The organism is Streptomyces boninensis (assembly GCF_048572725.1).
In the GTDB taxonomy this organism is placed as follows: domain Bacteria; phylum Actinomycetota; class Actinomycetes; order Streptomycetales; family Streptomycetaceae; genus Streptomyces; species Streptomyces boninensis.
This window is the reverse complement of record NZ_CP183837.1, coordinates 5,553,040-5,580,000: the sequence shown is the minus strand read 5'-3', so window position 1 is coordinate 5,580,000 and position 26,961 is coordinate 5,553,040. Positions and strand designations below refer to the sequence as shown.

Genomic DNA, 26,961 nt, shown 5'->3' with positions numbered 1-26,961 from the left:
GGCTCCGTGGCAACCCGAAGAACATTACGGATCCGTGAGGCCGATGTCAAGCCACGGCTTCGACCCGCTGCAGCAGCAGCGTCAGCATGTCCCCGAGCGAGGCCACCTGCTTCGCGGAGAGCTCGTCGAGGAGTTCCTCCTCGAAGCTCGTGCCCATCCGCATGCCGCCGACCCACTTCTCGCGGCCCAGATCCGTAAGGCCGACGATGACGCGGACGCGGTTGGACTCGTCGCGCTCGCGGGTGACCAGGTCGGCCGCGACCATGCGGTCGATGCGGTGGGTCATGGCGGCCGGCGTCAGGCCGAGCTCCTTGGCGAGCTCGCCCGGGCTCAGGCGGTACGGCTTGCCCGAGACGACCAGGGCCTTCAGGACCTGCCACTCCGAGGTGCTGATGCCCAGGTCGGCGAGGTGACGGTCGTACGCGACGTGGAGGCGGCGGCTGAGCCGGATGATCGCGGAGATGACCTTCTCCACCTGCGGGTCGAGGTCTTCGAACTCTCGCTGGTAGATCGCGATCTGCTCTTCGAGGGTGGGCTCTGCCATGGGGCGCAGTATGGCACGGCTGCCCTGGAACGCGTTCGCCTCGAAGACCTTCCCTGTGTACTCTTAAGCTTCGAAATTTACCTTCGAAGTCTTAAGAGGTGAGTGTGACCACGGCGATGGGCGCGGCACTGCGTCGCGTGCAGATGGGCAACGCGCTGAGCGCGTTCGGCAACGGCTTCACGGTCCCGTACACGTTCTTGTACGTGTCGCAGGTGCGGGACCTCGGATCGACTACGGCGGGCATCGCGCTGGCCGGGTTCGCCCTGGCCGCCTTGCTAGTACTGCCCTTCACCGGGCGGGTGATCGACCAGCGGGGGCCGATGCCCGTGGCCATCACCGGTGCCGTGGTCGCCGGCTTCGGGTCGCTGTCGCTCGGGCTTTCCAGCAGTGCGCCGCTCGTGCTCGCCTCCACCGCTCTTCTCGGCGCCGGTATGGCCGTCATTCAGCCGGCGCTCGCGACGATGATCGTCTGGTGTTCCACCACCGCGACCCGGTCGCGGGCCTTCGCCACCCAGTTCTTCCTCAACAACCTGGGGATGGGCATCGGCGGGCTGCTCGGCGGGCTGCTGGTGCATGAGGAGCAGCCGGCGTCGTTCGTGCTGCTCTTCGGCATCGAGGCGGTCATGTTCGTGACGCTCGGGGCCGTCGTCGCCACCGCGCGGCTGCCGCGTGCGCCCAAGGTCGAGGATGCCGTGCCGGGGGCGGCCGGCAGTGGGCAGCGGTGGAAGACGCTGTTCGCCGACCGGGCCATGGTGCAGCTGTCGGCGCTCGGGTTCGTGATGTTCTTCGCCTGCTACGGGCAGTTCGAGTCGGGGCTTTCCGCCTTTGCCATTGAGGTGGCGCGGATTCAGCCCGCCACGCTGGGCATGGCGCTGGCCGCCAACACCGCCGTGATCGTCATCGCGCAGTTCGTGGTGCTGAAGGTCGTCGAGCGGCGGCGGCGGAGCCGGGTGATCGCGGCCGTGGGTGTCGTGTGGACCGTGGCGTGGCTGTTCGCCGCGGCTTCCGGGTGGATCGCTGGGAGCCAGGCGATGGCGACCGCGGCGCTGATCTCGACGTACGCGCTCTTCGGGCTCGGCGAGGCGATGCTGTCGCCGACCGTGGCGCCGCTGGTCGCGGATCTGGCGCCCGGTGGGCTCGTCGGGCAGTACAACGCGGCGTTTGCGCTGGTCAAGCAGATGGCGCTGGCGATCGGACCGGCCGTCGGCGGGGTCATGGCGGGGGCCGGGGCGTACGGGGCGTACATCTCGATGCTGGTCGTCTGCTCGCTGGGGATCACCGTCATGGGGATCCGGCTCGGGCGGAGGCTGACGGCTGTGCAGGACTGTCCGCGGGTGGCGGCTTCGCGGGTCGTGGCCGGGTCCGAGCAGCCGGTCGCGGAACCGGTGCCGCAGCCGGCCGTCTGATCAGCGGGGCTCGTCGTAGCTCGACGTGCCCTCGTCCAGCAGCGGCTCCTGGTCTTTGAGGTGGGGAGGGGCCAGGAGTCGCAGGGCGTGGTAGCCCGTGATCACCACCAGCGTGCCGAGGGCGATGCCGCTGAGCTCGAAGTTGTCGCTGATCTTCAGGGATACGTTGCCTACGCCGATGATGATGCCCGCGGCGGCGGGGACCAGGTTGAGCGGGTTGCGCAGGTCGACGCCCGCGTTGATCCAGATCTGGGCGCCGAGCAGGCCGATCATGCCGTAGAGGATGACGGTGATGCCGCCCAGCACGCCGCCGGGGATGGCCGCCACGATCGCGCCGAATTTCGGGCAGAGGCCGAAGAGGAGCGCGAAGCAGGCCGCGGCCCAGTACGCCGCCGTTGAGTAGACGCGCGTTGCCGCCATGACGCCGATGTTCTCGGAGTAGGTGGTGTTCGGCGGGCCGCCGAGGGCCGTCGAGAGCATCGAGGCCGCGCCGTCCGCGGAGATGGCGGTGCCGAGTTTGCCGTCGAGGTCGCGTTCGACCATTTCGCCGACCGCTTTTACGTGGCCGGCGTTCTCCGCGATCAGGGCGATGACCACCGGGAGCGCGACCAGGATCGCGGACCACTCGAAGCTGGGGCCGTGGAAGGACGGCAGGCCCACCCAGTCCGCCTTGCCCACGGCGGAGAGGTCCAGGCGCCAGTGGTCGGCGACCTTGCCGTCGCCGCCGGCCGAGTGGATCTTGCCGAAGGCGCGGTCGAAGAGCCAGGAGATGCCGTACCCGAAGAGCAGGCCGAGGAAGATCGCGATACGGGAGAGGAAGCCGCGCAGGCACACCACGGCCAATCCGGTGAAGAGCATGACCAGCAGGGCCGTCCACTGGTCCTGCGGCCAGTAGGTGGAGGCGGTCACCGGGGCGAGGTTGAAGCCGATCAGCATCACGACCGCGCCGGTCACGATCGGCGGCATGGCGGCGTGGATGATGCGGGCGCCGAAGGTGCGTACGGCCAGGCCCGCGAGGAAGAGCGCCACCGCGACCGCGAAGACGGCGCCGGTGACGGTGGCGCTGGAGCCGCCCTGGGCGCGGATCACCGCTGCGACGCCGACGAAGGAGAGGGAGCAGCCCAGGTAGCTGGGTACCTGGCCGCGGGTGGCGAGCAGGAAGATCATCGTCGCGACGCCGGACATCATGATCGCGAGGTTGGGGTCGAGGCCCATCAGGACGGGGGCCACGAAGCTCGCGCCGAACATCGCCACCACGTGCTGGGCGCCCAGGCCGGCGGTGCGGGGCCAGGAGAGGCGTTCGTCGGGGCGAACCACGGCGCCGGGGGCGGGGGTGCCGCCGTCGCCGTGCAGCTTCCAGCGGACGCCGAGGTTCATGGGGGAGGTTCGCTTTCCGTAAGCCGTCGATGATCGTCGTCATCGTAGGCCCGGAGATCTATACCGGCAGCGCGAACTCGCACCACACCGCTTTGCCGCCGCCCGGCGTGCGGCGGGAGCCCCAGGCGGAGGCGATGGTGGCGATGATGGAGATGCCGCGGCCTGCCTCGTCGCCGGGCTCGGCGCGCTTGCGGCGCGGGAGATGGTCGTCGCCGTCGGTGACCTCGATGATCAGACGGCGGTCCGTACGGCGGAGGCGCAGGCGCATCGGCGGGGTGCCGTGCTGCAGGGAATTCGCGACCAGTTCGCTGGCGGCCAGGACGCCCAGCTCGCGGAGCTCGGCCGGGAAGCGCCAGCTGGTGAGGACGCCGTCGGCGAAGGCGCGGGCCCTGGGGGCCGCTTCGATGCCGCCGAGGAGGTCGAGGGCGGCGTTGTGGAAGAGCTCGGCGTCCGGGCCGCCGGATCGGTCGGGGTGCTGGAAGACCAGGATGGCGACGTCGTCGTCGTGTTCGGCGGTCACGCCGAGGGCGCGGATGAGGCGGTCGCAGATCACCTGCGGGCTGCCGGTGGCGCCGGCGAAGGCCTGCTCGAGGGTGGCGACGCCGTCGCCGATGTCCTCGCCGCGGCGCTCGATGAGGCCGTCCGTATAGAGGACGGCGGTCGAGCCGGGGGCGAGCGGGAGGGTGCCCGAGGTGTGCACCCAGCCGCCGGTGCCGAGCGGCGGGCCCGTGGGTTCTTCGGTGCGGTGGACGGTGCCGTCCGGGTCGCGGATCAGGATCGGGAGGTGGCCCGCGGAGGCGTGGACGAGCTTGCCCTCGTTGGGGTCGTGGACGGCGTAGAGGCAGGTGGCGATCTGGTTCGAGTCGATCTCGGACGCCAGGCCGTCGAGGAGTTGCAGGACCTCGTGCGGGGGCAGGTCGAGGCGGGCGTACGCGCGGACCGCCGTGCGCAGCTGGCCCATGACCGCGGCCGCCCGTACGCCGCGGCCCATCACGTCGCCGATGACCAGGGCGGTGCGGCCCGCGCCGAGGGTGATGACGTCGTACCAGTCGCCGCCGACCGCCGCGTCCAGGCCGCCCGGCTGGTACGTGGCCGCGACCCGGAGGTCGTCGGGCTGCTCCAGGCGCTGTGGGAGGAGGCTGCGCTGCAGGGTGACGGCGGCCTCGCGCTGCTGGCGCTCGCCCTCGCGGAGACGTTCCGCCGTCTCGGCCTGGTCGGTGACGTCGGCGGCGAAGATCATGACGCCGGGGGTGTCGGCGACCTGCAGCGGGCTGCAGGTGAAGGTGTAGTACGCCGCTCTGCTGTCGGGCGCGGCCACTCGACGCGACTTCACCGTGCGCGGCCGGCCGCTGCGCAGCACCTGGTCCATCAGCGGCAGCAGGCCGAGTTCGCCGAGCTCGGGCAGGTCGTCGCGGGCCAGGCCGCCCGGGGTGCGGGGGCCGAAGACCGCGGCATAGGCCTCGTTGACGTACGCCACCTCGTGGTCCTGGCCGCGGACGATGGCGACGAGGGCCGGGAGGCCTTCGAGGGTGTCGTGGATCGACAGGCCCTCGGGGGCCGGGAGCGGGGGTGCGGCACTTTCGGCGGCCTCCGTGGCCTCGGCTCCACCTGACGCGCCCGGGGCGGGGGCGCCGCCGCGGGCAGGGGGCACGCCGCCGCGGTCCGGCCGCGCGGCACCCCTGTTGGAGCCGCCGCGGCGCGGCGTGCCGGGGAGCCGGGCGCTCCAGCGCGTGAAGTTCAAGCGTGCCAGTCCCAGGTCTGCAAATAGAGGGTGCCGGTCGGCGGCGTCGGTCGGAGGTGTCGGTCGGAGACGCCCATTCTTATGCGACGTCTGCGCACACCATGGTCACATGCCGGGCCTCACTCCTTGCCGGGTCGCCGGTCGGCGTGTGTGGCGAGTTCGAATTCGGCCCGCGGGTTTTCGAGCGAGCCGAGCGAGACGATCTCGCGCTTGAACAGGCCCGACAGGATCCACTCCGCCAGCACCCGGGCCTTGCGGTTGAAGGTGGGCACGCGGCTCAGGTGGTACGCGCGGTGCATGAGCCAGGCAGGATAGCCCTTGAGCTTGCGGCCGTACACGTGCGCGACACCCTTGTGCAGGCCGAGGGACGCGACCGATCCCGCGTACGAGTGGGCGTAGTCCTTGACGGGCTCGCCGCGCAGCGTGGCCGCGAGATTGTCGGCGAGGACGCGGGCCTGGCGCACGGCATGCTGCGCGTTGGGAGCGCAGAGCGCGCCGGGCTCCTTGCTGGTGACATCCGGGACGGCCGCCGCGTCGCCCGCCGACCAGGCCGCCTCCTCCCCCTCGATGCACAGCGCGGCCGTGCAGGTCAGCCGGGAGCGGTCGTCGATGGGCAGGTCGGTGGCGGCGAGCACCGGATTCGGGCGGACGCCGGCCGTCCAGACGACGGTGCGGGACGGGAGGCGGCTGCCGTCGCTGAGCGCGACCATGCGGTCCGCGCAGCTGTCGAGGCGGGTCTCCAGGCGTACGTCGATGCCGCGGCCGCGCAGCTCACGCACCGTGTATTCGCCGAGCTCCGGGCCGACTTCCGGGAGGATGCGGCCGCTGGCCTCGACCAGGATCCACTTCATCTCCTCGGGGCTGACGTTGTGGTAATACCGCGTGGCATAGCGGGCCATGTCCTCCAGCTCCGCGAGGGCTTCCACCCCCGCGTACCCGCCGCCGACGAAGACGAAGGTGAGCGCCGCCTCGCGGACGGCCGCGTCGCGGGTGGAGGCGGCTATGTCGAGCTGCTCAAGGACGTGATTGCGCAGGCCGATGGCCTCTTCTACGGACTTGAAGCCGATGCCGTTCTCCGCGAGGCCCGGGATCGGCAGCACCCGGGATATCGAACCGGGCGCCAGCACCAGATGGTCGTAACCGATCTCGATCGGCGGGGCGCCCGCCTCTTCCGTGGCCAGCGTGGCCACCTCGGCGGTGCGCTTGGCATGGCTGACGCTCTTCGCCTCGCCGACCACGACCCGGCAGCGCGGCAGCACCCGGCGCAGCGGCACCACCACATGGCGCGGCGAGATGGAGCCGGCGGCGGCCTCGGGCAGAAAGGGCTGGTAGGTCATGTACGGATCGGGGCCGACGATGGTGATCTCGGCCTCGGACGGCTTGAGGCGGCGCTGGAGCCGCAGCGCCGTATACATCCCCACATAGCCGCCGCCGATGATCAGAATGCGCGCCGGCGCCCGCCCTTGATCGTGCGCGGGATCATGCACCGTGGACCTCCTCGTCGACGGACGGGCTCAGCCTCCCATCAACCACCGTCACCCCCCGACTTGTCCACAGGCGGGGAGGTTGTTTGTGGACGGCAGTGGCGAACTCAACCCCAGGCCCCCTTCTCTCTTGACCGTCACTGAACTATGTTCGTATGGCTGCAAAGTGTCAGGGGCGGGCCGGCTCGGGTTGAAAATCAACAGGGCCGAAAGTTGTCCCCTCCTGTCCAAAGGGTGGGGAGTCTCCGGGGGGAGACGCAGATAACCGGGGGAATGCGTATGCGTATTCAAGGCAACCCTCTGCTCGCGAGCGCGACAGAGCCCGCCGCGGGCGCCGCGGCATCGGCCGGCGGGACGGCAGAGGGGAACGGGCGTCCATCACTGCGCGTCGACGCGCAGCGGAATCTGGAGCATGTGCTCCGGGCCGCCCGCGAAGTGTTCGGCGAGCTCGGCTATGGCGCGCCCATGGAGGACGTGGCGCGCCGCGCGCGCGTCGGCGTGGGCACGGTCTACCGCCGCTTCCCCAGCAAAGAGGTGCTGGTGCGGCGGATCGCCGAGGAGGAGACGGCCAGGCTGACCGAGCAGGCCCGGGCGGCGCTGGCGCAGGAGGACGGGCCGTGGTCGGCGCTGGAGCGGTTCCTGCGCGGCTCGGTGGCCTCCGGCGCGGGGCGGCTGCTGCCGCCGCAGGTGCTGCGGGTCGGCGTGGATTCGGTGCAGGCCGCGCAGGCGAGCCGGGATGCGGCGCGGGTGCCGCAGCAGCGGATCGGCTTTGACGGCGAGCCGTCTTTGGATCACGCGGTCCGGGTGCCGCAGCAGGGCGGCCCGGCGGCGGACGATCTTGGCGACGCCGACTCGCTGGAGCACACCGGCGCCGCGGAGCTGCTCGGGGTCGTCAGCGAGCTGGTCGACCGGGCGCGGAAGGCCGGCGGGCTGAAGCCGGAGGTGACGGTCGGGGATGTGCTGCTGGTGATAGCCACCGCGGCGCCCGCGCTGCCGGACGCGGCACAGCAGGCGGCGGCGTCCTCGCGGCTGCTGGACATCCTTTTGGACGGGCTGCGGCCCTGAGTCGTACGGATCCGATCAATACGGCCCAGATCCGTACGGCACCGATTCGCGCCACACCGATCCGTATGACAATTCGACAAAGCTACCCCGAAAGGGTGACCGCTAGTACGGGATGTTCAGAAGATTCCCCGGACGAGTGGTTGACTCGCCGCGCGGCTTGCGGCTCTCTCCTGATGTGACACGCTCTGCCGGTGCTTGTTCAAGGGGTGCCGGTAGAGAGAGTGTCAACGGGGGCCGCGGGTAATGGCAGTTGAGGATCAGGACGACCGTCGGCCGGCCGGTGCGGCCGGTGCGGCCGACGAGGCGTCGTCCGCGCCCCCTTCCGAGCCGCCGTCCGTCCCCCGGCAGCGCGGCCGGCATGTCAAGGGCGTCACCGCGGCCGAGCCGTCCGACACCGACCTCGTCGCGCAGATGCGGGCCGGCGCCGCGGAGGGCTCCGACTCCCAGCACGAGGCGTACGAGGAGCTCTACCGCCGGCACGCCGAGGCCGTGCGCCGCTATGCCCGCACCTGCTGCCGCGACAACGACACCGCCGACGACCTCACCGCCGAGGTCTTCGCCCGCACCCTGCAGGCGGTGCGCGGCGGCGCGGGCCCGGAGACGGCCGTACGGGCCTATCTGCTGACCACCGTCCGCCGGGTCGCCGCCGCCTGGACCAACTCCGCCAAGCGCGAGCACCTCGTCGACGACTTCGCCGTCTTCGCCACCCAGGCCTCCCGGCCCACCGTCTCCCCCACCGCGGACCAGGACACCCTCGACCTCGGCGCCGATGTCCGCGCCATGCACGAGGCCGAGCAGACCATGGCCGTGCAGGCCTTCCGCTCGCTGCCGGAGCGCTGGCAGACCGTGCTGTGGCATACGACGGTCGAGGACGAGTCGCCCAGCGATGTCGCGCCCCTGCTGGGCCTGACCGCCAATGCCACCGCCGTGCTCGCCCACCGCGCCCGCGAGGGCCTCAAGCAGGCCTATCTGCAGGCGCATGTGTCCACCTCCCTCACCCGCGGCGGCGACTGTGCCCGCTATGCCGACCGGCTCGGCGCGTACGCCCGCGGCGGCCTGCGATTGCGTGCCGAGCGCGGGCTGCGCAAGCACCTGGAGGACTGCGCCAAGTGCCAGGTCGCCGCGGCCGAGGTGGCGGATGTCAATGCCCGGCTGCGCGCGCTGCTGCCGGTCGCGGTCATCGGCTGGTTCGCCGCCGGTACGGCCGTCAAGGCCGCCGGCTTCTCGGTGGGCGCGGGGGTGGCCGGAGCGGGTGCGGCCGCGGGTGGTGCCGCGGCGGCGAGCGGGGCCGCGGGCGGGTCCTCCGCGGGTGGCGCCGCGGGTGGTGCGGCCGCCTCCGAGGGGCTCGGCGCGCCCGCGAAGGCGGCGATCGCCGCGGGCGTGGTGGTCGCGACGGCTGCGACGGCGCTGGCGCTCGTACTGTCCAATGACGAGAAGCCGGAGCCCAAGGCGAAGCCGAAGGACCCGCCGTCCTCGGCGCCCGCGCAGCCGGATCCACCGCCGAAGCCCGAGCCCGAGCCGAAGCCCAAGCCGCCCCCGGCGAAGGCCGAGCCGGCGCCGCCGAAGCCCAAGCCGAGCTCGCCGAAGCCCAAGCCGCCCGCGCCCGCCCCGAAGCCGCCGCCCGAGAAGCCGGCGCCCCCACCGGAGAAGCCGACGCCCGCGCCCAAGCCGCCGCCCGCCCCGGACGGCTACCGGCTGAGCGAGCTGGACTCGGACCTCTTCGGCGACGGCAAGGGGCCGGAGATCGTCATCCGCAAGAGCACCTTCTGGTGGCAGCGCCAGGGCCTCAACATCGGCGGCCGGCACTACAGCGACGGCCTCACCGTCCACGCCCCCTCGCAGGTCACCGTGCAACTCAACCGCTCCTGCACGGCCTTCTCCGCCAAGGCGGGCATCGACGACATGATGACGGGCGTCGGAAAGGCCCGCTTCAGCGTGTACGGCGACGGCCGCCGGCTGTGGCGCTCCGGCGTGGTCAAGGCGGGCGATCCGGCGGTGCCGGTGAACGTGCCGCTGTCCGGCCAGGTGAAGCAGCTGCGGCTGGTGGTGGAGCCGGAGCACGGCGTCCCGCACGGCGTGGTCGCGGACTGGGCGGAGGCGCGGTTCAGCTGCCGCTGAGGCTGCCGCCGAGCTTCTCCAGCAGAGCCATGGCGTCCTCCTGCCCGAGCTGCGCCCCCGCCGCCCGCTCGCGCGCATAGCCCGCGTCCCCGAGCGCGGCGCGGCAGGCGCGCTCCGCGGCCTCGGCGGCGCGCTGGTCGCCGGCCGCCCGGGGCACCTCCGCATGCCAGGCCTCGGCCGCCGCCGACACCCGCGCCGCGGCGGCGTGTTCGCCGAGGGCGACCAGCATCGGCACCGCCGCGTCAGCCAGCACGGCCTGCAGCCACTCCGTGCAGTGCTGCTCGTACGCCGATCGCAGCGCCGCGGTCTGCCCGCGCAGGCCCGTGCCCGGATCGCCCTCCATGGCGGCGATGCGGGCGGTGATGCTGTCGAGGGTGACCTCCAGGAAGGGCGGCGGGGTCCCCAGGAGCGCGTCCTGCCGGGCGGTTTCGACCAATGTGCGCGCCCGGTCCGGCAGCCCGCGCTCCAGCTCGATGAGCGCCTGCATCGCCCCCGAGACCACGGCGGCGTCCGGGACGCTGTAGCGCGCCGCCTCCTCGCGGGCCTCGCCGATCAGCCGCTCGGCCGCGTCGAGGTCGCCCGTGCGGTAGATCACCTCGGCCAGGCGGACGCGCAGGAAGGGCAGTTCGGTACGGGCGCCGAGCTCCTGGCAGAGCGCGAGCGCCTCCTCGTACGCGGCGAGGGCGTCGGCATACCGGCCGCTGTTCGTGGCGAGCTCGCCGCGGGCGCCCGCGAGCTGGGCGAGGATCCACCGGTCGCCGGCGCGGCGCGCGGCCACGTCGAGCTCGTCCTGCTCGGCGAGGGCGCGGGGCATGCCGCCCGGGGTGTCGATGAGGATGTGCAGGCGGTACATCAGCAGGGCGGCCAGCGCCCAGTCGTCCCCGTACGTGCGGCAATTGTCGACTGCCGCGTCCATGTGCTGCAGAACCACCGGCGGCCCGTCGGTGTAGTAGCCGGTGAAGGGCCACAGCACGCCGGGAAAGCGGGCGCCGCGCGGGCCCGGGCGCGCGTACGCCTCGCGGCAGCGGCGGGCGAGCGCCGTCACCTCGGGGCGCCGCAGCTCGGCGGCGGAGACGCGCTCGGCGCGGAGGTAGAAGGCGAGCATGCGCGGCTCGAGGCGGTCCCAGAAGCGGGGGTCGTCATCGTCGTCGGGGAGCTCCCAGCGGTCGGTGACCTGCGTGATCCACTGGACGCCCTCCTCCCGGTAGTCACGCAGCCACCAGAACCAGCCGAGGGAGGCGATGAGCGCGACGAGCGTCCCCTCGTCGTCCGCGTCCAGGGAACGCTGCAGCACCGCACGGAAGTTGTCCGCCTCGGCCTCCATCAGCGTGAACCACTCCAGCTGCTCGGGCCCGCGCAGCCGCGGCTCGGCGTCCTGGGCGAAGGCGCGGTAGTGCGCGGTGTGGCGGGCGCGGGTGGCGGCGCGGCGCGCGGGGTCTTCGGCGGCGCGCTCGTCGGCGTACTCGTGGATGGTCTCCAGGAGGCGATAGCGGGTGCCGCCCGCGGCGGTCACGTCGGCGACGACGAGGGACTTGTCGACGAGAGCGGCGAGGAGGTCGAGGGTCTGCTCATCTTCTACGGAGCCGCTGCCGCACACCGCCTCCGCCGCCTCCAGCGTCCAGCCGCCGGCGAAGACGCCCGCGTCCGCGAGCACCCCCCGCTCGGCCTCCTCCAGCAGGTCCCACGACCAGTCGACCACGGCGCGGAGCGTCTGCTGCCGCGGCAGTACGGTGCGGCTGCCGCTGGTCAGCAGCCGGAAGCGGTCGTCCAGCCGGTCGGCGATCTCGCGCGGGGTGAGCAGCCGCAGCCGGGCGGCGGCGAGTTCGATGGCGAGCGGCAGGCCGTCGAGCCGGCGGCAGATCTCGGCGATGGCCTCCGGGTCGGCGTGCGGGTCGAACCCCGGCCGTACCGCCGCCGCCCGCTCGGCGAACAGCCGGTGCGCATAGGCGGGCCGCAGCGGCTCCACGGGCCGCACGCTCTCCCCCGGCACGCCGAGCGGCTCGCGGCTGGTGGCGAGGACGGTGACGTCGGGGCAGCGGGCGAGGAGCGCCTCGGCGAGGGTGGCGGCGGCGTCGATGACGTGCTCGCAATTGTCGAGTACGAGCAGCAGCTTGCGGTGTGCGCAGTACTCCACGAGCCGGGCGAGGTCGTCGGGCGCCGCATCGTCGCGCAGCCCGGCGCGCGCCTCGAGCCCGGTGGCCAGGACGGTCGTCTCGCGGCGGCCGAGGGCGCTGAGGACGGCGCCGGGGACGGCGGCGGCCTGGTCGAGGGGGGCGAGTTCGGCGAGCCAGACGCCGTCGGCGTATCCGGCACCGTCCTCAGCGCCCATGGCCGCGGCGGCCTCCTCGGAGAGCCGGGTCTTGCCGGAGCCGCCGGGGCCGGTGAGCGTCACGAGGCGGTGGGCGGCGAGGTCCGCGCGGAGCGCGGCGAGGTCGGCTTCGCGGCCGACGAAGCTGGTCAGGCGGGTGCGGAGGTTGCCGGTGGCGGGGGCGGGGGCGGGCCGCGCGGGCTCCTCCGCTCCCGACTCTCCCGCCTCTCCCGCGAGCAATTCCCCGTGCAGCCTACGGAGTTCGGGCCCCGGATCCGCGCCCAGCCGCGCGGCGAGCGTGCGGCGGGCTTCCTCGTACGCGGCGAGGGCGTCGGCCGGCCGTCCGGCGGCGCGCAGCGCGCGGATCAGCTGGGCGTGGAACCGCTCGTCGAGCGGCTGCTCCGCCACCGCCTCGCGCAGCTCCGGTACGAGCCCGGGCCCGCGCCCCAGCGCCAGGTCGGCGTCGATGCGGCCGTGCACCGCGGCCTGCCGGGTGGCGTCGGGCCGCGCGGCGAGGCCCTCCCGGTCGGGCAGGTCGGCGACCGCCTCGCCGCGCCACAGCGCGAGCGCCTCGCGCAGCAGCCCGGCGGCGCGGGCGGCGTCGCCGCGGTCGAGGGCCTGCGCGCCCTCGGCGGCGAGCCGTTCGAAGCGGTGCAGGTCGATGTCGTCGGGGTCTGCGACCAGCCGATAGCCGCCGGGAGACGATTCGACGGCGTCCCGGCCGATGGCCCGGCGCAGGCGTCCGACCAGCGCCTGGAGGGCGGCGGGGGCGTCGGCGGGGTCATCGCCCTCGGGCCAGATCTCGCCGATGAGCATGTCCACGGACACCGGGTGCCTGCCGTCCGCGCGCAGCGCGAGCGCGGCGAGCAGCGCGCGCAGCCGCGGCCCGAGGGCGACGGGTGCGCCGTCGGGGTCGCGGGCTTCGGTGGCGCCGAGGATTCTGTACCGCACGCAGGTCATTGTCGCCGGTCGCTGTGACATTCCACGGCTAGGGCTCCGGCCAGGTCCTAGGGCAGCGACGTCAGCCTCCGCGGCACGCCCTCCGCGACCGCCCGCCGCTCCCGCGGCGCGTCCGCGCCCGTCCAGCAGGAGCCGCGCCGGGCGAGCAGCTTCCGCAGCCACACCTCGGCGCCGACGATCTCCGCGAGCCCGGCGAGGTCGGTCTCGGCGTCCCGGCCACCGGCCCCCTCCTCCGTCACGTCGGCGCCCGCCTTTGCCGCCGCGACGATCGCCTTCCGTACGACCCCGGCCTCGACCAGCCCCGCATCCCCCAGCAGCGGCCGCTCGAAGAGCCCGACGAGTTCGTCCACCGAGCTGCGCAGCCCGATCCGCAGCGCCGACCCGTGCGCGGCCGCGCCGCTCGCGCCCCAGCCGTCCGGCAGCTCCCGGATCCCGCTGCCCTCCAGCACCGACCGCAGCACCGCGGCCCGGGCTCCTGGCCGTACCCGAAGCGCCTCCGGGAGCTCCCGGCAGGCGCGTACGACCTGGTTGTCGAGGAACGGCGCGTGCAGCCGCTGGCTGCGCACCTCCGCCGCCTGCTCCAGCACCCTCATGTCCGCGGCCTGCCGGGCCAGCGCCGCCGCGGCCCGCCGCTCGCCCGGCCGCCCGCCGTCGCCGCCCAGCGCGCCCCCGCCGGATTCGGCGGCGGCCCGCAGGCGAACCGATACTTCAGCGAGCGCCTCCCCCGTCAGCCACCGCGCCGCGGGCCCGGGCCGGCACCACGCCAGCGCTGCAAGGGAGGCCTGCACCGCGTCGGGGCCGGCGCCGAGCAGCTCGGCCGGGTCGTCGAGCAGCTGGTCGGCGGCGGCCGCGAGGCCTTCCCGGTACGGGGTGCGGGCCAGCCGCCGCGCCGCCCGGTAGACGGTGAACGGGATCAGCACGGACCGCGGCGAGCTGCCCTGCGAGCGGGCGAGGGCGGTCACCGGGCGCAGCAGATGCCGCCGTCTGCGGTCCATCAGCAGGTCGGCGAGGCGCGCCGGATGCGCGTCGAGCACCTCCCGGGCGCCGTGCCCGACGAGGTGGTCCGCGCTTCCTGAGGTGAGCCGCCGCCGGTGCCGCGCGGCCAGCGCGAGCGAGGGCCCCGGCTCGTCGGTCAGCGGCCCGGCCTCCAGGTCGGCGAACGGCAGCGCGTCCTCCCCCGCCGCCACGACCACATGCCGCAGCCGCGGATTGGACGCCAGGTCGCGGGCCCGCTCCAGCTCCGCCTCGCGCGCCGGGCCCGCGCTCGTACCGGCGACGGCAAGGTCGTTGAACGTAACGGCGAGCAGCCGCTCCCCGCCCCGCCCGAACCCGGTCGGCGTCCCCGGCACCCCGGGCAGCCCGGCCGCGAGCAGCGCAAGGGTGCCGGAGGCGCTGCCGCCCGACAGGTCCGCGCCGAGCCCGGGCGCGGGCCCGCGCAGCGCCCGCCGCTCGAAGGGCCCCATGCCCGGGATCGGCCCCGGGTCGAGCCCGGGCTCCGCCTCGGGTGCGTGCCGCGGTGCGGCGAGCCGGGCGCGTACGGCCGCCACCAGCGCCTCCCGTACATGCCCGACCGCCGCCTCGGCGTCGACGGCGGGGGTGGCGACGGCGAGGGAGGCGCGGGGCTCGTAGCCGGTGATCTGCTTGGTGCCCTCGCGGAGGGTGAGCGCGTGGCCGGGCGGGAGGCGGTGGACGCCCGCGTACGGGGTGCGGTCGCCGAGCGCCTCCGGCGAGTCGGGGCAGGCGAGGTGGGCGGCGAGGTGGCCGACGTCGAGCTGGGCCTCCACGAGGTCGGCGAGCGGGAGGGCGGCGGTGGCGTACGCGGTGCCGTCGGCCCACGGGGTGTGGAAGACGGGGCGGGCGCCGGCGAGGTCGCCGAGGACGGTGATGCGGCGCCCTGTCTGGGCGACGGCGGTGTAGCTGCCGGGCCAGGCGGTCAGGTGGCGGACGGCGCCGCCGCGGGCGGCGAAGAGGCCGACGCGCAGCTCGTCGTCGCTGGCCCCGCAGGCGCCGAAGACGGCGAGCCGGGTGCCGGGTTCGACCTGGATCACCCGCACCTCGTCGGGCCGCCAGTCGCCGACGGCCCACAGCGGGTCGGGCCCCTCCCACAGCTGCATGGCTCCGACGGGCTGGAGGTCGTACCGCTCCGGACCGTCGAGGAACGACGGACTCGAGGCGGCGCTCTTGTCAAAAGAGGCGCTCCACCCGACCAACCACCGCATCCGCGCCTCCACAGCCTGTGGACAAAGGGGCGGCGGCGCTCCATCCCGACCAGCTCCCGGCCAACTCCCGACCAGTTGCTGGCCCAGCACCTCGGCGCGCCCCCCGGCGCACAACCGTGGCGCTCGCCGAGCCTCTTTGCACCAGCCAACTGGCGCGCAGTGATGGACAACTGCCGCCTCGCAGGGACCATGCTGCCACGAAGGGGGCGCATTTGAGCGACTGTGACGCTCTTAGGCGGAGAGTTCCGCTGGAGTTCGCGCGGCGGGATCGCGGCGGAAAGACGTCGGCAGGCCCGCGGCACAACGACAGGATTCAGCCAACTCCGCGCATGCCCGTACGCCCTGCGCCGGACATGCTGCGGCCCGGGAAGCGTCGCGCGCCTCCCGGACCGTTCCGCCACCCGCGGGGAACAGGCCAGCGGTATCCCCCGGCCCACCGGACCCTCCGTCGGGCTCGCCACGGGCTCTGTCGTCGCGACTGAGCCTCCGCTGGAGCAGGAGGGGAGCCACATGGCAGTGGACCGACCCACGCACCGCCATGCAACCGCGGCCCGTCAACTCCGTGCAGAGCGCACGTCGGGCGCACGGCCACACGCCGCCGGGGCACGTACAGGTGTGCGTGTGCGGCGCACCCGCGAACCCCCGTCCCACCCGGCTCGATGCCGCCTCGATTCCGCCATCCGGAACGACTCCTCTTAACGGTCGGGATGTACCGAACTACGCTGTGTGTACGTGTGCCCTGCCAGAGGAACATTCCATAGGGGGAATGACACCTCTTGGGGCTTCTTCGACAACCGTGAGAAGAAGTGGGCAGGGCCCGTCGTCAGCGGTCGAGGGGTGCGCATGGGTACGAACGTTCCCGCCAGAGAGCCGCGCGGACCAAATGAGAAGCTCGGCGCCCTTCTCGCCCTCGCCGGCATCAGCAACGCCGGCTTGGCCCGCCGTGTCAACGACTTAGGCGCGCAACGCGGCCTGACCTTGCGCTACGACAAAACGTCGGTCGCGCGCTGGGTCACGAAGGGGATGATCCCACAGGGCGCGGCGCCACATCTGATCGCCGCCGCGATCGGCAGCAAGCTGGGCCGCCCGGTCCCGCTCCACGAGATCGGCCTCGCCGACTCCGACCCCGCGCCGGAGGTCGGCCTCGCCTTCCCGCGCGACATCGGCGCAGCAGTGAAGTCGGCTACGGAGCTGTACCGGCTGGACCTCGCCGGGCGGCGCGCGGGCAGCGGCGGCATCTGGCAGTCACTGGCCGGATCCTTCGCCGTGAGCGCATATGCAACTCCGGCCTCCCGATGGCTGATAACGCCCGCCGACAGCTCGGTGGCCCGGGACGCCGGTGCAAAGGAGTCACCCGACGGCGCCCGCATGCACGTCGGCCACAGCGACGTCGTCAAGCTCCGCGAGGCCGCGGTGGAGGCGCGCCGCTGGGACTCCAAGTACGGCGGCGGCGACTGGCGCGCCTCCATGGTGCCCGAGTGCCTGCGGGTCGATGCGGCGCCGCTGCTGCTGGGGTCGTACAGCGACGACGTGGGGCGGTCGCTCTTCGGCGCGACTGCTGAACTGACCCGCCTGGCCGGGTGGATGGCCTTCGACACGGGACAGCAGGAGGCCGCGCAGCGCTATTACATCCAGGCGCTGCGGCTGGCGCGCGCGGCTGCGGACGTGCCCCTTGGCGGGTACGTACTGGCGTCGATGTCGCTCCAGGCCACGTATCGCGGCTATGGCGACGAGGGCGTCGACCTCGCCCAGGCCGCGCTGGAGCGGAACCGGGGGCTGGCGACGGCGCGCACGATGTCGTTCTTCCACCTGGTGGAGGCACGCGCGCAGGCGCGCGCGGGCGACGCGGCCGCGTGCGGGGCGGCGCTGTCGGCGGCGGAGGGGTGGCTGGAGCGGGCGCGGGACGGCGACCAGGACCCGGACTGGCTGGACTTCTTCACGTACGACCGGCTGGCGGCGGATGCGGCTGAGTGCTATCGCGATCTGAAGGCCCCGCGGCAGGTGCGTCGCTTCACGGAGCAGGCGCTGTCGCGGCCGACGGAGGCCTTTGTCCGCTCACACGGGCTGCGGCTCGTGGTGTCGGCGGTGGCGGAGCTGGAGTCGGGCAATCTGGACGCGGCCTGCGCGGCCGGGGTGCGGGCGGTGGAGGTCGCCGGGCGGATCTCGTCGGCGCGGACGACGGAGTATGTGCGCGATCTGCTGCACCGGATGGAGCCGTACGGGAACGAGCCGAAGGTCGCGGAGCTGCGGGAGCGGGCGCGGCCGTTGCTGGTGACGCCGGCTTAGGTTTGGGCGGGTTGTCAGTGGGCCAAGGCATCATCGTGCGTGTCGGGTGACGCGTGCGGCGGACCGGGAGGTGCTGATGGCGTACGACTGCGAGGTGCTGATCATCGGCGCCGGGATCGTGGGGCTGTCCACCGCGTATGCCCTGACGCGGGCGGCGCCGGGCACCCGCGTGCTGGTGCTGGACAAGGAACCGGAGATCGGCGCGCACCAGACGGGGCACAACAGCGGCGTGATCCACAGCGGCATCTACTACCGCCCGGGCTCACTGAAGGCCCGCTATGCGGTGCAGGGCGCGACGGAGATGGTGAAGTTCTGCGCCGAGCACGACCTCCCCCACGAGGTCACCGGCAAGCTCATCGTCGCCACCGACCGCGCCGAACTCCCCCGCCTGCACGCCCTGGCCCAGCGCGGCCGCGAGAACGGCATCCCGGTCCACGAGCTCGGCCCCGCCCAGATCTCGGAGCAGGAGCCGCAGGTCACGGGCCTGGCGGCGATCCATGTGGCGACGACGGGCGTCTGCGACTTCCCGGCGGTGGCGCGGCGGCTGGCGGAGCTGGCGGCGGACGCGGGCGCCGAGGTGCGGCTGGGCGCGGCCGGCGAGGTGCGCATGATCGCGCGGCGGGCGGCGGAGGGGGTCGCGGTCCGTACCGCTGATGGCGGCGTGATCAGGGCGAAGGCTCTGGTCAACTGCGCGGGCCTGCACTGCGACCGGGTGGCGCGGCTGGCGGGGGACGCGCCCGGGATGCGGATCGTGCCCTTCCGGGGCGAGTACTACGAGCTGGCGGAGGGCCGCCGCGACCTGGTGCGCGGTCTGGTGTATCCGGTGCCGGATCCTGCCTTCCCCTTCCTCGGCGTGCATCTGACGCGGGGCATCGACGGCGGGGTCCACATCGGGCCGAATGCGGTGCCGGCGCTGGCCCGGGAGGGGTACGGATGGCGGCGCGTACGGGCCCGCGACCTGGCGGGGACGCTGGCGTACCCGGGCTCGTGGCGGATAGCCCGCCGCCATTGGCGCTATGGCGCGATGGAGATCCGCCACTCGCTGTCGAAGCCGTCGTTCGTGTCGGCGGTCCGGCGGCTGCTGCCCGCGGTGACGGAGGCGGACCTGGTCCCGGCGGAGGCCGGGGTGCGGGCGCAGGCGGTGCTCAGGGACGGCACGCTGGTGGACGACTTCCTCTTCGCCTCGGGCCCGCGCACGATCCATGTCCTGAACGCCCCGTCCCCGGCGGCGACGGCGTCGCTGCCGATCGGGCGGGAGGTGGCGCGCAGGGCCCTGGAGGCGATGCGGTGAGGCGATGCGAGACTGATTCCTGGCCTTCAGCCCGGCCCCGTAGAATCGCACCATTGTGTCCGAGAATCGCAAGTACCCGACCGGCCCCGCCCCGGATCCATCGGCAGGCAGCAGCGGCGCCGAGCGCCGCATCCGCACGTTCACCCCGCGCCGCAGCCGCGTCACGGCAGCCCAGGGCGCGGCGCTGGAACGGCTCTGGCCGAAGTGGGGCATCGAGGTCGACGGCCAGAGCACCCTGGACCTGCCCACCCTCTTCGGCGACCTCCCGGTAGTCCTGGAGATCGGCTTCGGCATGGGCGAGGCGACGGCCGAGATGGCAGCCGCGGACCCGCAGACCGGCATCCTGGCGGTCGACGTCCACACCCCCGGCCAGGGCAATCTCCTCCGCCAGATCGAGAAGCACGCCCTGACGAACGTCCACGTGGCGAACGGCGACGCGATCATCCTGCTCCGCGACATGCTTCCGCCGGAGTCCCTGTCGGGCCTGCGCGTCTACTTCCCGGACCCGTGGCCGAAGGCGCGCCACCACAAGCGCCGCATCATCCAGCCGGAGTTCCTGGAGCTGGCGGCGTCGCGAATGGCGGAGGGCGCGCTGCTGCACTGCGCGACGGACTGGGAGCCGTACGCGGAACACATGCTGGAAGTCCTGTCAGCAAGCCCCCACTTCAAGAACACCTCTCCCACCGGCGGCTACGCACCCCGCCCGTCCTTCCGCCCCCGTACGCGCTTCGAGGGACAGGGCGTCCGCAAGGGCCACGTTGTGAACGATCTTCTCTTCCGCCGCATTTAAGTCTGATTGATGTCAATGCACCATCGCGTACAGAGGTATGCGATGGCTAAGGTCTACGGGTGCAGCCACATAGCGACGCACCGCAGCCACAGCCGCCGGAGGGAGCCGGGCCGGCGGTGGAGGCTGCCGCGGTCGAGGGTGCTGATGCTGCTGCTGCCGAAGCCGCTGGCACCGAAGTAGCTGGCACCGAAGTCGCCGCTGAGGCGTCGTCCGCCCCCACCCCGCCCTTCTGGCGCCGAAGCAAGATCCGCCGCCGAGCCCTCATATCCACCTTCCTCATCTCAGCCCTCGCCATGCTGGCGATGCTCCGCTCCGAAACGGGCACCCACGGCCTCCTGGTAGGCATGTGCCTGGCCGTCCTCCCGGTCCCCCTCCTCCTCGGAGCCTTCTGCTGGCTGGACCGCGTAGAACCCAAACCCTGGCCCAACCTGGGCTTCGCCTTCGCCTGGGGCGCCTGCGCGGCCACGATGGTGTCGATGCTGGCAAACCGCTCGGCGGCGCGATGGCTGGAGGCAGGCCTGCCCCCCGGCTCGGCTCAGAACGCCGACTTCTGGGGCACGACACTGGTGGCCCCGGTGGTGGAGGAATCAGCAAAAGCAGGCGCAATCTGCCTGCTCTTCCTCTACCGCCGCCGAACGTACGGCAGCCTGGCGGACGGCGTAGTAATAGCCGGCATCACGGCAACAGGCTTCGCCTTCACGGAGAACATCCTGTACCTGGGCACGGCGTTCGACTCGGACCAAAACTTGGGCCTGTCCGGCCTGTTCTCCTCAACAGCAGCAACGTTCTTCGTCCGAGGAGTGATGTCCCCCTTCGCCCACCCACTCTTCACGATCCTGACGGGCATCGGAGTGGGCCTGGCCGCCTCAACCTCCCGCCACCACAAATTCCGCCGCGCGATGTTCCCCCTGCTGGGCCTACTCCTGGCCATGACCCTCCACGGCATCTGGAACAGCGCAGCCTCAATGAGCGGCCTGGGCTTCTTCCTGGTGTACGCACTGGTGATGTTCCCGCTGTTCGCGCTGGCAGTGACCCTGGGCGTACGAGTCCGCCAACACGAACTCCAGGTGGTCAGGGACTACCTGCCGGCATACGTGGCAGAGGGCTGGCTCACGGCGGAAGAACCCGAGGCCCTGTCATCGATGCGCACCCGCCGCAAGGCCCGAGCCCTGGCGGCCCGCGACCACGGCCCGGGCGGCGCCAGGGCGGTCCGCAGGTACGAGTCGTACGCAACAACCCTGGCCTTCCTGCGAGCACACGCAGAACAGGGCACACCCCGACGCGACCACGAGTCCAGGGAACAAGAACTCCTTGAAACCATGTGGACCCTGAGCCCAGAAGCCCAGCCGGCTTTGGCAGAGGCCTTCTCCCTTGTGGAGCTCCCGTACGAGGACCGTGACCAGGACGACCCGTCGGACTACATCCCGGCCCCACCCCGGCCCGACGTTCCGCATCCCACCCTCCCCTGACATTGCTGCGCTCTGTCAGTAGGCGGTGATAGAACATGATTCGGGCCGCAATGAGGGGGGACTGTGACCGCACCGCTCGACGACGTGCACCCGGTGACGGGGATCTACGAGAAACTCATCACCGCTCGGTTGCAGGAACAGATCGAGAAGCTTCAGGCCGCTGGCTGGCATGCCGTTGACGAGTTGGTTGGCAAGGAATCGGCTCCACACGTCTTGGCACGCCACATCGGCGTCACTGCCCTCCGCATCCTTCGCGACCTTCCGCTGGACGAACAGGTCGAGGCTGCCAATCACCTCCTAGCCTCCATGGAAACGCTCGAAGGCGCCAAACAGTGGGTGACCTCTGTAGCCGACGGCCCTAGGCAACTGCTCGCGATCGTCGAGCAGGAGGCACCAGGTGTTTACGCGATCCGTCCTCGGACTCCGCTGTCCGAGACGGCACTCATCACCAACACGCCCGATGACCCCAGCCTCGGGCACGAGTTGCGCGCGGAGCTGGCAACAGCTGACCGCATCGACCTGCTCTGCGCATTCGTCAAATGGCACGGACTTCGAGTTCTCGAGCAGGCACTCATTGCAGCCCGCGACCGCAGAGTTCCCCTGCGGGTGATCACGACCACATACATGGGGGTCACGGAGCAACGCGCCCTTGATCGCCTGGTGAGCGACTTCAACGCCGAAGTCAAGGTCAACTACGAGGTCCGCTCCACCCGGCTACACGCCAAAGCCTGGCTCTTCCGTCGGGAGAGTGGCTTCGACACCGCGTACGTGGGCAGCTCCAATCTCTCCAAGAGCGCACTCCTGGACGGTCTGGAGTGGAACGTCCGCCTATCGTCCATAGCCACCCCGCGAGTCTTGGAAAAGTTCGAGGCCACCTTCGACTCGTACTGGAGCGACGACGCCTTCGAGCCCTACCAGCCTGAGCACGATGCTGGGCGGCTTGAGGATGCGCTGCGTGAGGCAGGCACGACCACTTCCACCGCCGGGCGGCGGCGCATCACCCTGTCCGGACTCGAGGTGCGACCGTATCCACACCAGCGCGACATGCTGGAGCGGCTGGAGGTCGAGCGCACCGTCCATGACCGGCACGAGAACCTACTTGTTGCGGCCACAGGCACCGGCAAGACCGTCATGGCCGCACTCGACTACAAGCACTTGCGGGCGAAGTTCGGCCGCTCCCCGCGACTGCTATTCGTAGCCCACCGCAAAGAGATTCTGCAGCAGTCACTCCGCACCTACCAGGATGTCTTGGTGGACCCCAACTTCGGGGAACTCTGCTTCGCTGGCGAGAACCCCCGCAGGTGGGACCACGTGTTTGCCAGCGTCCAGTCGCTCAACGTCAAGGCCCTTGAGCAGTTGCCGCCGGATCACTTCGACATCATCGTCATTGATGAGTTTCACCACGGGGTATCCCCCACCTACCGCCGCGTCCTCGACCACTTCGCCCCTAAGGAACTACTTGGTCTGACGGCCACGCCGGAGCGCATGGATGGGCGGAACGTTCAGGATGAGTTCTTCGACGGCCACATCGCCGCGGAGATGCGTCTCTGGGAGGCGTTGGAGAACGATCTACTGAGCCCCTTCCACTATTTCGGCATCAGCGACAACACTGACTTCAGTTCCCTCCTCTGGAAGCGGGGGGCCTATGACAACGCCGCACTGAGCAATCTGGTGACCGGCAACGACGCCCGTGCCCGCCTGATCGTGCGGGCCGTGCGGGACAAGGTCTCCGATCCCGGCAACATGCGTGCGCTCGGCTTCTGTGTGTCCGTGCAGCATGCGGAGTTCATGGCCGACTATTTCCGCCGGGCCGGCCTCGCGGCGGAGGCAATCTCGGGTACCACTCCCCGGCCCGAACGTGAGGCTGCGCTGGAAGCGCTGCGCGCCGGCGAGATCCAAATCATCTTCTCCGTTGACCTCTTCAACGAAGGCGTCGATATCCCTGACGTGGACACCCTGCTCCTGCTCCGGCCGACCTCAAGCGCCACGGTCTTCCTTCAGCAGCTGGGCCGCGGTCTGCGCCGGACTGCTGAAAAGCCGGTGCTCACGGTGCTCGACCTGATCGGCATGCACCGTAAGGAGTTTCGGTTCGAGAACCAGTTCCGGGCGCTCACCAACCTCACCCGACGCAGGCTGCAAGATAGCGTCAGAAACGACTTCCCGCAGCTGCCCTCTGGCTGTCAAATCGTCTTGGAGCCCAAGGCCAAGGAGATCGTCTACGAGAACATCCGCAACCAACTCGCGGTGAATGTGAACCAGCTTGCCCGAGAAGTTGCCGACTACAACCAGCCTCGCCTGGCCGACTACCTGCGCGAGAGCGGGCGAGAGCTGAAAGAGATCTATCGGAGTGGCAACTCGTGGACCGGTCTTCTCCGCCGCGCCGGCATGCTCACCGATCCCGCACCGGACGGCGAGGCTGAGCTCCTCAAGCGCGCCGCCGCCTTCCTCCATGCAGCCGATCCCGCCCGCGTCGAGGCCTACACCCGCCTGCTGACTGACACGCCACCCGCGTACGCCGAGCTCTCACCGCGCGACCAGGCCTTCGCCCGCATGCTCTTCTACACGCTGTGGCCGCTGGCCAGCTACCCGGACTACCAGGCCGGACTGAACACCTTGCGACCTCAGGAGGCGGTACGCAGCGAGCTGCGGCAGGTGTTGGCATACGGCCTTGAGCACACCGACCACGTGCCGGTATCCCTCGTCGGGCCGCTGACTCAGCTCCCCCTGACGGTGCACGCTTCGTACACCCGCGAGGAGGCCCTCGCAGCACTCGGGGAGGCCGTGATCGGAGGGCTGAGGCCCGGGCACTTCCGCGAGGGAGTCCGCTGGTGCGAGGGGATCCAGGCGGATGCCCTCTTCGTGACCCTCGAGAAGGATGAGCGGGACTTCTCCCCGCAGACCCGGTATCGGGACTACGCTATGAGCGACTACCTGTTCCACTGGGAGTCGCAGAATCAAACGTCAGAAGACTCCCCCACGGGCCGGCGGTATCGAATGCACGCCGAGATGAACACCCATGTCCTGTTGTTCGTCCGTCGGTACAAGACGAATGACATCGGCGGGCCACATCCATGGATCTTCCTGGGGCCCGCATCGTACGTCGAGCACAAGGGGAGTCGCCCGATGGCAATCACGTGGCGCCTGCAACATCAACTTCCGGCAGACGTCTGGAGCTACTCCTCAATCACCGCTAACGCCGGGTAGCTCACCTGAGGCAGCCGGATCAGCGTGATCACGAGGGTTGCGAATCACATCACCGGCGATGTCCGCAAATACATTCGCCGCCTCGACCATCCTCATCCTGCCACCATCCCAAGCAGACCAGCCCACAGCGCCGGCCTGCAGCTTCTTCAGTCCATCAACCACTGTCACCAGCTCTTTCAGCAACAACTGCCCTGCCACCGTTACACGCCTTGGCCCGAGTAGCCTCAGGTTCCAGATAGCAGCGTTCAGCGCCGTTGTCCGTTGAACAAGATCCTCGAACTCGCTCTCCTGGACCTGTCCGCCGCGTCGCACTCGGTTTGCCAACTTCAGCAATGGATCCTTGACGTCAGAGTGGGCACTCAGCAAGGCCACATAGTTTTGCCTACGTTGCTCCCGCAGCCACTGCTCCTCGCTCAACGTGGCTTGCCCCTTCACCTGCAAGTCGGCCGCTTCCACGGTCTTCTGCCCGCCAAGAAGACCACCCACGAATGACCCGCCAATGGACCCGAGGAGACCAGCAATTCCAGCAAGCGCGGCGGCAATCCCCTGATCCATTACTCAGCTCCTCTTCGGACCCACGTCAAGGTTACTCGAAGGCAGGAAAGTTGCCCCGAGATCTACTGTCGAGCACTATCCTATCCAGCATGAGCATGCCCATCCCCACGTTCCAGCCAGGCGAGGTACGCACGCGCACAGAGATCCGAGGCGAGCTAGGGGGCAGCCCTCAGGGTGGCATCTGCCCATCGCCGTCGAAGGAAGCTGTACTGCTTTACTCAGATAGGAGCTCCGGCGAGCGATACGGCTACCGCGACGGGTGGTTGAGCGAGGAGGATGAGTTGGGACCCATCTTCGAGTACACCGGGCAAGGCCGGCGAGGGCATCAGAGTTTCCTTGGAACGTATGGCAGCGGAAACGCCGCCGTCCTCAATCACGCCCGGAATGGACATAGATTGTTCCTCTTCACCGCAGAGGGTCGGGCACCGGGTTCTGCCGCCAAGACGCATCGCTACATCGGATCGTTTAAGCTTGATGCCGCAATCCCCTACGACATTCGTGAAGCGTTAGACGACGATCGTCAATTGCGAAATGTCATCGTGTTTCGACTACGCCCCATCGGCACCTACGACCCCTCCCCGGCGGATGCCATTCCGTTGGTACACGAACCCCAAACGAGGTTCGTCCGCTATGCGCCAGAGAGCCGTCCAGTAGCGCCAGTAGATTTCTACGCCCAGCGCGAAAGCTCTACCGATCCTGCGGTTATCGCAGCTCAACTCCGCGCAGACCTAACCAACGAACTGGAAGCAGATCTCTACAATCGAAACCACGAGGTAGGCCGCCTGCAGCACACCATCGATTCAATGACAACGGATCTCTTCTACGATGCCGACCAGAACGACATCTACGAACCAGTTAGCAGTACCGCCCGTCACGCGATACAAGGCGCACTGGGCCAATTGCTCGATATCAGCCGTCAAGTGGTACTCCCAGGGCGCGACGAACCGGTCCGCCTCATGGTGCTCTCACCTGGAATTCCTAGCCCTAGTGTGCAGCAGTTGCTGGCAGACCACCAGATAGGCCTCACCTTCCGCAATGAGGACGGATCATTCACAGAGTTGCAGAGCGGCGGACGGATCCGCCGCTCCGACGGCAGCACCGACTTCTGCACATACTGCCCTGCCCTTCGCGCACCCGAGTGAGACGTCGCAAAGTCGATCAACTCGAGGCTTGCTGCAGGTTCACCAGTTCGCTAGCCGTCAACTCCAGATCCGCGACCTGGAGCAATGCTGGCAGCTGCTTCACCGTTCGTGCCGATGCAATGGGGGACACCACGGTCGGCTGCGCTGCCAGCCATGCAAGGGCAACCGTTGCCGGTTCCGCACCGTGAGCCGCGGCTACCTCGTCCAAGGCTGTCAGAACGCGCCTGCCTCGTTCGGTTTTGAGGTACTCCACCGCCTTGCCGGCTCGGGCACTCTCGACCTGGCCACCGCCCGGGCGGTACTTGCCCGTCAAGAAGCCCGAGGCCAGGGCATAATACGGAACTGCGCCCAGGTCCCACTTCGCTGCTACCGACTCTAGGTCGCCCTCGTATGTGTCTCGGGAGACCAAGTTGTAGTGCGGCTGGAGGGCTGTATAGCGGGCCAAGTTGGCGGATTTGCTTGCCTGGAGGGAGGCCTCCAGGCGGGACGGCGAGATGTTTGATGCGCCAAGTTCGCGGACCTTGCCTGCCTTCACCAGGTCGTCCAGGGCGGCCATGATCTCTTCTACCTCGACTGACTCATCGTCGAAGTGGGTGTAATAGAGGTCAATGTAGTCCGTTTGCAGGCGGCGGAGAGATTCTTCTGCGGCTGACTTAATGGTGGAGGCGGCTAGGCCCTTGTGGGAGGGGTGGGCCCCTACCTTTGTTGCCACGATCACTGAGTCGCGGGTGCGGGTACCGCGGGATGCTATCCAGTTGCCGATCAGGGTTTCTGACTCGCCGCCGGAGTTGCCTGGGACCCAGGCTGAGTAGGCGTCGGCGGTGTCGATGAAGTTGCCGCCAGCGGAGGTGTAGGCGTCGAGGACGGCGAATGACTGGGGTTCGGGAGTGTCCAATAGACGGCGGATCCGATGATCAAGGAGACGCCTGATGAGCGAGACCATCACCGAGCACGAGTCCGTGGAGGAGCCGGTCGTTGAGTCGGCCGCGGGGGCGGTGTCGG

At 70.7% G+C, this 26,961-nt stretch carries 17 protein-coding genes; 9 read left to right on the top strand and 8 right to left on the bottom strand.

Annotated features, from left to right (window positions below; genetic code table 11):
• Nucleotides 1-46: 46 nt before the first annotated feature.
• The gene (locus tag ACNNMR_RS25455) at nt 47-544 is read right to left on the bottom strand and encodes a MarR family winged helix-turn-helix transcriptional regulator (protein ID WP_419997000.1); all 498 of its coding nucleotides are present in this window, start codon (nt 542-544) and stop codon (nt 47-49) included.
• Between the two features lie 104 nt (nt 545-648).
• Here ACNNMR_RS25455 and ACNNMR_RS25450 point away from each other — a divergent pair, with 104 nt between their 5' ends.
• Complete coding sequence (locus ACNNMR_RS25450) at nt 649-1,950, top strand: MFS transporter (protein ID WP_420000464.1); 1,302 nt, start codon at nt 649-651, stop codon at nt 1,948-1,950.
• Here ACNNMR_RS25450 and ACNNMR_RS25445 read toward each other — a convergent pair whose 3' ends face one another.
• The 3 genes from ACNNMR_RS25445 to ACNNMR_RS25435 all read right to left on the bottom strand — a co-directional run bounded on the left by ACNNMR_RS25445 (nt 1,951) and on the right by ACNNMR_RS25435 (nt 6,555).
• Nucleotides 1,951-3,327 (bottom strand): uracil-xanthine permease family protein, encoded by a 1,377-nt coding sequence (locus ACNNMR_RS25445; protein WP_419996999.1) that lies wholly within the window; start codon nt 3,325-3,327, stop codon nt 1,951-1,953.
• Between the two features lie 58 nt (nt 3,328-3,385).
• A complete protein-coding gene (locus ACNNMR_RS25440; RefSeq protein WP_419996998.1) occupies nt 3,386-5,068 on the bottom strand; it encodes an ATP-binding SpoIIE family protein phosphatase in 1,683 nt (560 codons plus the stop codon).
• A 119-nt stretch (nt 5,069-5,187) separates the two neighbouring features.
• Complete coding sequence (locus ACNNMR_RS25435; RefSeq protein ID WP_419996997.1) at nt 5,188-6,555, bottom strand: NAD(P)/FAD-dependent oxidoreductase; 1,368 nt, start codon at nt 6,553-6,555, stop codon at nt 5,188-5,190.
• 276 nt (nt 6,556-6,831) lie between these two features.
• Between ACNNMR_RS25435 and ACNNMR_RS25430 the strand changes: the two genes are divergently transcribed.
• Together ACNNMR_RS25430 and ACNNMR_RS25425 are read left to right on the top strand one after the other, a co-directional pair.
• Nucleotides 6,832-7,617 carry a TetR/AcrR family transcriptional regulator gene (locus ACNNMR_RS25430; protein WP_419996996.1) on the top strand — a complete coding sequence of 262 codons (786 nt, stop codon included), beginning with the start codon at nt 6,832-6,834 and terminating at the stop codon, nt 7,615-7,617.
• Nucleotides 7,618-7,860: 243 nt separating this feature from the next.
• Nucleotides 7,861-9,735: a sigma-70 family RNA polymerase sigma factor gene (locus ACNNMR_RS25425; protein WP_419996995.1), complete on the top strand. Its 1,875-nt coding sequence runs from the start codon at nt 7,861-7,863 to the stop codon at nt 9,733-9,735.
• Here ACNNMR_RS25425 and ACNNMR_RS25420 read toward each other — a convergent pair.
• Together ACNNMR_RS25420 and ACNNMR_RS25415 are read right to left on the bottom strand one after the other, a co-directional pair.
• On the bottom strand, nt 9,722-13,003 hold the full coding sequence (locus ACNNMR_RS25420) for an ATP-binding protein (RefSeq protein ID WP_420000463.1): 3,282 nt from the start codon (nt 13,001-13,003) through the stop codon (nt 9,722-9,724). The two genes, ACNNMR_RS25425 and ACNNMR_RS25420, sit on opposite strands and share 14 nt — an antisense overlap.
• A gap of 47 nt (nt 13,004-13,050) precedes the next feature.
• Nucleotides 13,051-15,222, bottom strand: a complete 2,172-nt coding sequence (locus tag ACNNMR_RS25415; protein WP_419996994.1) for an asparagine synthase-related protein — start codon at nt 15,220-15,222, stop codon at nt 13,051-13,053.
• 843 nt (nt 15,223-16,065) lie between these two features.
• On the opposite strand from ACNNMR_RS25415, the gene ACNNMR_RS25410 reads away from it, so the two are divergent.
• From ACNNMR_RS25410 to ACNNMR_RS25390, 5 genes are all read left to right on the top strand, one after another.
• Nucleotides 16,066-17,508: an MFS transporter gene (locus ACNNMR_RS25410; protein ID WP_419996993.1), complete on the top strand. Its 1,443-nt coding sequence runs from the start codon at nt 16,066-16,068 to the stop codon at nt 17,506-17,508.
• Between the two features lie 73 nt (nt 17,509-17,581).
• Entirely contained in the window at nt 17,582-18,799 is a 1,218-nt protein-coding gene (lhgO, locus tag ACNNMR_RS25405) for an L-2-hydroxyglutarate oxidase (RefSeq protein ID WP_420000462.1), read from the top strand.
• A gap of 55 nt (nt 18,800-18,854) precedes the next feature.
• Nucleotides 18,855-19,589 (top strand): tRNA (guanosine(46)-N7)-methyltransferase TrmB, encoded by a 735-nt coding sequence (gene trmB / locus ACNNMR_RS25400; protein WP_419996992.1) that lies wholly within the window; start codon nt 18,855-18,857, stop codon nt 19,587-19,589.
• Nucleotides 19,590-19,705: 116 nt separating this feature from the next.
• Nucleotides 19,706-21,058 carry a PrsW family intramembrane metalloprotease gene (locus ACNNMR_RS25395; protein ID WP_419996991.1) on the top strand — a complete coding sequence of 451 codons (1,353 nt, stop codon included), beginning with the start codon at nt 19,706-19,708 and terminating at the stop codon, nt 21,056-21,058.
• Between the two features lie 63 nt (nt 21,059-21,121).
• On the top strand, nt 21,122-24,262 hold the full coding sequence (locus tag ACNNMR_RS25390) for a DUF3427 domain-containing protein (protein ID WP_419996990.1): 3,141 nt from the start codon (nt 21,122-21,124) through the stop codon (nt 24,260-24,262).
• On the opposite strand, the gene ACNNMR_RS25385 is transcribed toward ACNNMR_RS25390, so the two are convergent.
• Entirely contained in the window at nt 24,239-24,817 is a 579-nt protein-coding gene (locus ACNNMR_RS25385; protein ID WP_419996989.1) for a hypothetical protein, read from the bottom strand. The two genes, ACNNMR_RS25390 and ACNNMR_RS25385, sit on opposite strands and share 24 nt — an antisense overlap.
• 89 nt (nt 24,818-24,906) lie before the next feature.
• Between ACNNMR_RS25385 and ACNNMR_RS25380 the strand changes: the two genes are divergently transcribed.
• Nucleotides 24,907-25,959: a hypothetical protein gene (locus tag ACNNMR_RS25380; protein WP_419996988.1), complete on the top strand. Its 1,053-nt coding sequence runs from the start codon at nt 24,907-24,909 to the stop codon at nt 25,957-25,959.
• A gap of 16 nt (nt 25,960-25,975) precedes the next feature.
• On the opposite strand, the gene ACNNMR_RS25375 is transcribed toward ACNNMR_RS25380, so the two are convergent.
• On the bottom strand, nt 25,976-26,902 hold the full coding sequence (locus ACNNMR_RS25375) for an aldo/keto reductase (protein WP_419996987.1): 927 nt from the start codon (nt 26,900-26,902) through the stop codon (nt 25,976-25,978).
• Nucleotides 26,903-26,961 lie beyond the last annotated feature (59 nt).

Excerpts from the sequence above, each read along its gene's own strand:
- ACNNMR_RS25445 (WP_419996999.1), bottom strand. The coding sequence starts at position 3,327 with ATGAACCTCGGCGTCCGCTGGAAGCTGCACGGCGACGGCGGCACCCCC.
- ACNNMR_RS25425 (WP_419996995.1), top strand. The coding sequence starts at position 7,861 with ATGGCAGTTGAGGATCAGGACGACCGTCGGCCGGCCGGTGCGGCCGGT.
- ACNNMR_RS25420 (WP_420000463.1), bottom strand. The coding sequence starts at position 13,003 with ATGACCTGCGTGCGGTACAGAATCCTCGGCGCCACCGAAGCCCGCGAC.
- ACNNMR_RS25375 (WP_419996987.1), bottom strand. The coding sequence starts at position 26,902 with ATGGTCTCGCTCATCAGGCGTCTCCTTGATCATCGGATCCGCCGTCTA.
- ACNNMR_RS25430 (WP_419996996.1), top strand. The coding sequence starts at position 6,832 with ATGCGTATTCAAGGCAACCCTCTGCTCGCGAGCGCGACAGAGCCCGCC.
- ACNNMR_RS25380 (WP_419996988.1), top strand. The coding sequence starts at position 24,907 with ATGAGCATGCCCATCCCCACGTTCCAGCCAGGCGAGGTACGCACGCGC.
- ACNNMR_RS25385 (WP_419996989.1), bottom strand. The coding sequence starts at position 24,817 with ATGGATCAGGGGATTGCCGCCGCGCTTGCTGGAATTGCTGGTCTCCTC.
- ACNNMR_RS25415 (WP_419996994.1), bottom strand. The coding sequence starts at position 15,222 with ATGCGGTGGTTGGTCGGGTGGAGCGCCTCTTTTGACAAGAGCGCCGCC.
- ACNNMR_RS25455 (WP_419997000.1), bottom strand. The coding sequence starts at position 544 with ATGGCAGAGCCCACCCTCGAAGAGCAGATCGCGATCTACCAGCGAGAG.
- ACNNMR_RS25410 (WP_419996993.1), top strand. The coding sequence starts at position 16,066 with ATGGGTACGAACGTTCCCGCCAGAGAGCCGCGCGGACCAAATGAGAAG.